This is a genomic window from Mesorhizobium sp. M1E.F.Ca.ET.041.01.1.1 (genome assembly GCF_003997355.1).
In the GTDB taxonomy this organism is placed as follows: Bacteria; Pseudomonadota; Alphaproteobacteria; order Rhizobiales; family Rhizobiaceae; genus Mesorhizobium.
Map to the genome: position 1 here is coordinate 1 of NZ_RZSL01000439.1, position 5,267 is coordinate 5,267.

6 protein-coding genes are annotated in these 5,267 nt (G+C 61.9%); 4 read left to right on the forward strand and 2 right to left on the reverse strand.

Annotated features, from left to right (window positions below; translation table 11 throughout):
• The 4 genes from EOA38_RS27080 to EOA38_RS27095 all read left to right on the forward strand — a co-directional run.
• A partial coding sequence (locus EOA38_RS27080; protein WP_127300671.1) for a DUF2478 domain-containing protein occupies positions 1–352 on the forward strand: 352 nt, incomplete at its 5' end.
• 320 nt (positions 353–672) lie between these two features.
• A complete protein-coding gene (locus EOA38_RS39345; RefSeq protein ID WP_189434923.1) occupies positions 673–873 on the forward strand; it encodes a hypothetical protein in 201 nt (66 codons plus the stop codon).
• A gap of 339 nt (positions 874–1,212) precedes the next feature.
• Complete coding sequence (locus tag EOA38_RS27090; RefSeq protein WP_189340430.1) at positions 1,213–2,565, forward strand: hypothetical protein; 1,353 nt, start codon at positions 1,213–1,215, stop codon at positions 2,563–2,565.
• A gap of 21 nt (positions 2,566–2,586) precedes the next feature.
• Positions 2,587–3,102: a DUF2249 domain-containing protein gene (locus EOA38_RS27095; protein WP_127300672.1), complete on the forward strand. Its 516-nt coding sequence runs from the start codon at positions 2,587–2,589 to the stop codon at positions 3,100–3,102.
• A gap of 158 nt (positions 3,103–3,260) precedes the next feature.
• Here the strand turns inward: EOA38_RS27095 and EOA38_RS27100 are convergent, their stop codons facing one another.
• Together EOA38_RS27100 and EOA38_RS39350 are read right to left on the reverse strand one after the other, a co-directional pair.
• Entirely contained in the window at positions 3,261–3,971 is a 711-nt protein-coding gene (locus EOA38_RS27100; RefSeq protein ID WP_127300673.1) for a Crp/Fnr family transcriptional regulator, read from the reverse strand.
• Between the two features lie 601 nt (positions 3,972–4,572).
• Positions 4,573–5,267, reverse strand: a 695-nt coding sequence (locus tag EOA38_RS39350) for a rubrerythrin family protein (protein WP_189434925.1), incomplete at its 5' end; no start/stop codon positions are given.

A 5,267-nucleotide genomic window follows, 5' to 3' on the forward strand; every position in this document is an offset into this window, starting at 1 on the left:
TTTGAATACCGATCGGCTGCTCCGCGCCTGCGAAGCCGCCGGAACTGAGTTGTCCGGCAAAACCGATCTTTTGGTTCTTTGCAAATTCGGAAAGACCGAGGTCGAAGGCGGTGGCTTCAGGGCTCTCATCGCAAAGGCGCTGGAACTTTCCGTACCCGTGCTGATCGGCGTTCCCGCCATCAATCTCGCGCCGTTCCGCGAATTTGCGGCCGATCTTGCCCGGGAAATCGAACTGCCTCGTCTGCCGTCCGATCGACTCGCGGCGTTGGACCGTTTGCTCGACCGCGGCGTGACGGCACGCGGCCCCTATCAATCCCAGGACGGGAGAATAGCCGGTGCCGAGGTGGCTTGAGACCTGCGTGCGTTCCGTCGTTGCCGGTGTCGTCGTGGGTGTTTCGGCGGCCATTGTCAATCTGACGGGAGGCTCATCGGTTTTGATTGTCTTGGCGGCGATCCTGATAGTATTCGGCGTCTGCGGCGATTTCCGCCAGGGCTAACGCAATTCCAGGAAAACTGTGAGACGGTTTTCCATCTGGAGGTGGCCGTGAAGGGCGCTGCGAATGCCCAGTGGCCAAGCATGATGCCGATCAGCGTCAGCGGAATCGGGGTCAGGATCCAGTGGCAGCTTGAATGAGCTGAACTGCGCGATGACCAGGAATATTCCAGGCTGTCGTGGTCGATCGAAAGCCGGAGCCGCTCGGACTGGTTGTGGAAGCTGTCGTCGACGTCGACGATGAAGGGGATGCTGGCGAAGGTCTCGCGAACCTTGGCCGCGACAGCGCGGCGGGAATCCCTTCCGGTGATTGGCAATTGCGAAATGCGTCGGTTCGCAATGATGGCCCGTTTCATGGTTCTGATGCCGCGGAGCGGTAGAGAAGATGTTGAACGACCGAAAGGTCGAGGTAGGCTCTAGCTTCACACACATTCAAGCCATCGCGTCTTTGCGATCTTCGCGCGCCAAAGCACTCCGTCTGTCACCAGGTGTTCTGGTCGCACTCGGTTTGCCGCGCCTTCGCCAACCAGCTTGCGTTTGGACAAAGATCGGAAGACTGCGGCCGTTCAGAATGCTGCGGCATTGTGGCGAACCGGCAGATCGAATGCGCCCGATCGTCGATACCTTGGCAGACGTTCGCTGGAGCGCTCGGCAACAATGATACAACGATGGATTTCGGTACCGATCTTTAGCTTTGGCGATGGTTCACGGTGGGAATCATGATGCACTCCGCGCTGTCGCGCTGGACGATGTCCTACTTTGCTGCGGCGCTGCTCTTTTTTGTTGGCGCGCAGGCGCTGATGGTCGCTGGCTACGGCTTCCCCTCGGTGGTGGCGGAGGCGCCCGAGACGCTGGTCGTCGTTCATATGGTGACGATCGGTTGGCTCACTCTTCTAATGTGCGGCGCGCTGTTCCAGTTCGTGCCTGTGCTGGTCGCCGGCCCATTGCGCGGCGAGCGGCTGGTATTGCCTGCCTTGATCTGTCTTCTGGTAGGCCATGGATGCCTGCTCGGCGGCTTTCTGGAGCTCGCGGGTACGCTCGAGACGGGAGTTCCGCTGCTTGCTTTCGCCGCCGCGTTGCTGCCAGCTGGCTTTGCTTTGATCGCGAGCGTGCTCGGCCGCACGCTCTGGGGCGCCCGTCTTCCACTTCCGGCGCGTTTCGTTGCGGTAGGCCTGCCGAGCGTGCTCGCCACCGCCGTCCTCGGCGCTCTTTTCGCGCTGCTGCTGTCCGGTTATCTTCCAGCACTGGCCGAGGTCGACTTCCGAACGCATGCGCTTCCGGTCCACATCGCGGTCGGGCTCGGCGGATGGCTGAGCTTTACCGCGATCGGCGTCTCCTATCGGCTCCTGCCCATGTTCATGCTGTCGCCGGACAGGGAGCGTTGGAGCAGCCGTGCGGCGTGGTGGACAGGCGCGGCCGCGTTGCTGCTCATGGTCTTGGCGACGCCTTTTGCAAGCCTGCTAGGAACTCCCGACATCACGACATCTGCCCGGACACTCGCCGTTTTGCTCGGCGGCGTATGCCTCGTCTTTTACGGCGTCGATCTGGTCTACTTCTACCGCCACCGCAAGCGGCGCGCGGTCGAACTCAACAGCCGGGCAGCGGAGGGAGCCTTTCTGGCGCTCGCCTTGTCGGCTGCACTGCTGCTTGCCTTGGTGGCAAGCGGGACGCTGGAGCAGCACGTCGGCGCTCTGCTCTATCTCGTCGCATTCGGCTGGCTTAGCGGGCTCGGTCTTTCGCAACTCTACAAGATCGTGCCGTTCCTGACCTGGTTGGAATGTTATGGTCCCGTGATGGGCAAGAAGCCCACTCCACGCGTGCAGGACCTCGTCGCAGAGCCGCGCGACCGGATATGGTTTGTACTCTATTTCCTCAGCGTGACGGTCGGCACAGCCGCCCTGCTTGCCGAGCAGCCGGGCCTGTTTCGCATCGCCGCCGGTGGGACGCTGCTCGCCACCCTGGCTATCGTGACCGAACTCGTTCTGGCCCGTCGCCTCAAGAATGTGCCCTACGCCCAGCGATTGCCCGAAGGTGCCTTGCCGCCGCGCCTCTTCCTGCCCAGGCCGCATTGAATCAAACAGATGGAGACCGCGATGACCCAATCCGACTACGAACTCGACGTCCGCCCGATCCTGGCCCAAGGCGGCGAACCCTTCGGCGCTGTCATGGAGGCGGTAGCAGTGCTCGCTCCAGGACAGGGCCTGCGCCTGCTTGCGCCGTTCAAGCCGGCTCCGCTGTTTCATGTTCTGGGCCAGCGTGGCTTCGAGCCCACGGCGCGGGAGATTGGCAACGGTGACTGGGAAGTTATTTTCAGGCCGACTGCCGGATGGCAGGAATCCGGCGAAGTGGATTCCGAGTCCTCCCATACCACCGATCCCAAGACTTGGCCTGAGCCGTTCGTTGAGCTGGACAATCGCGGTCTCGAACCACCTGAGCCGATGGTGCGGACGTTGGAAGGCGTGGAGGCGCTGTCGCCTGGCGAGACATTGGCGGCCCTACTGCCGCGCGAACCGGTATTCCTCTTCGAAGAGCTGGAGAGGCGTGGCCACCTCTGGCGCGGAGCGTTCGAGCCGGAAGGGCACTATCGCGTCGTGATCCGACGCGGTTGACCAAATCCAAGTCCACGGACGCGCCCCGAGTTTACTCAAACGACCGACATTCGCGGCCCGCGCCTGACCCGCGACAGGATTCTTGCTCGACGGCACCATGATTGGGGACGTGGAGGGGATTGCACAGCGAGTCGGGAGCAGCGCCCAGTTCGAGGTGTTCAGCTCTCCGTCTTCGGCGCCCGGCCTTCGGCAAGCATAAGTAGGCGGTGGGGTTCGACGACAGTCACCTTCTGGCGTCCGCTTCTGACCAAACCCTTTTCCTCCCAGGCGCTCAGAAGGCGGCTGACCGTGTGCAGCCTCGTTCCCGTCATCTCGGCGATGTCCTGGCGCGAAAGCGGAAAGTCTATCAGGAAACCTGCCTCCGTCTTCCTGCCCGTCTGGTTCACCAGCTTGAGCAGGGCATGAGCCACTCGTCGGTCGACCTGCTCGGTCGACATCTCGATCACGCGCGAATGGGCATCCTGCAGGCGGCTGCCGATGGTCTTATACGCGTTGGCGCCGAAACTCGGATAGGAGGAGGCGAATTCCGGCCAGAGGCTGCTTGGCCAGGCCAGCACCACGCAGTCGGTGGCCGCGATGGCGCTTGCCGGATAGGCGGTGAGCCCCAGCGCGCTGGCGATGCCCATCAATTCTCCAGGGCTGATATAGCGGACGATGACTTCGTCGCCGTTCGGCGTAATCTTGACCACACGGACATGGCCATCCAGCAACAGGAAGAAGGAGTGCGCATCCAGCTCCTGTTCGAAGACCGGCTGTTCCTTTGCGATGCGCAGCGCCCGCGCCTGGCCGATCATGCGGTCGAGTTCGGAGGCGTTCAGGCCCTGGAACGAAGGCAAATCGGCGATCAGCGAGCGGTCGAGTCTACTCATGTTGTTGCTCCGCTTTGCGGCATCTCGCTTATATGAGCTTTCTCTCCAAGTGCACCATGTCACGCATGCGCCGTTTGCCGCAAGCGCTTCATGATGCGGCGTTTTTCCTCTGGGCGTTTCTGCATTAAGGCTCTCGTCCGGGAACATTTCAGCCAAGTTGAATGTTTCTAACGTGACGAAATTGTCCGATCTCGGGCCACCGATATCCGGCAATCAACCTGACAAGCCTAAGGGGGGCGCGACTATGTGACCAGCTACGTGTGCCCGGTTCGCGGTCAGGCCGTTGATATGACCGACCTTAGACAGCTCGTGCGGTACCGGCAGCCCAAGCATGCGACGCTGGAAATGGACGAACAGCCGTTCCCTGAATGGTGATTGCTTGTTGGAAGGCGGGAACAGTGCCCTATAGTTGCTGCTGCTGAAGCGATCGACAGGCGATGTTCCAAGGGAATCCTCCCCCTCCCAGCCCAGCAGGGGCTGGTGGACGAAAGCCGTCTGCCAGCCCCATTTTGCGGCAAAAAGAAAAATGGCCGATCAGGGAATGGCGCGTAAGCGGGGCGCCCTCGGAGCGGCACTGTGTTTGGTGGGGACTGGGTTCTACCTATCTCTCTACAAGATATCGGACGACGGCGAGGCGCCTGACAGCGATGGTGGCGAGCGCCTGCGCCCTGTCCCGGGCGGCCTGCGGAAGCAGGTGTTCACCCGCGTCGATATAGTAGTCGGCCAGCCACTCGCAGAGCGCATCCAAGGACCGCGGCGGCGGCGGCCCGACAGGCGCGGGGGTCTGAAGAGGATCCGATGCGAGGTCGAGGGAGAGCTTGCGGGCCTCGACAGCTAGATCCCGGTATTCATTCTCGTTCCCTTTGATACCGGTGTTCCCTCTCATGTTGGCATACTCCTCAAGGCGCGTGCAGACCTCCATTTCCAGACTGGACAGATCGTAGGGCTCCTGGATTGCCGACCCCGGATGCCGATCCTTGAAGAAGGCTTTCCGGCGCTCGCGCCGCAGCGTCTTTGCGTGCTCCAGTTCCTCGCGTGCCATCCGTTCGGCGGCTCCCTGGATTTCCGGAGACAACCCATGGGCTGCTACATAGGACCAGAATGCGAAGGCGCGCTCCTCGTTGCGGACGGCGATGGCCAGGGAGCGATAAGCGTCCACCAATTCGGGCGAGACGAACCCGATGCCTTCCTCGTCGAAAACATCCTGCGGCACGGCTTCGGGCGGCAGGATTTCGAGCGGCTTATAGGTGACCTGTCGCGACCAGCTCACGACCATGTCGATATGGCCGGTCTCCT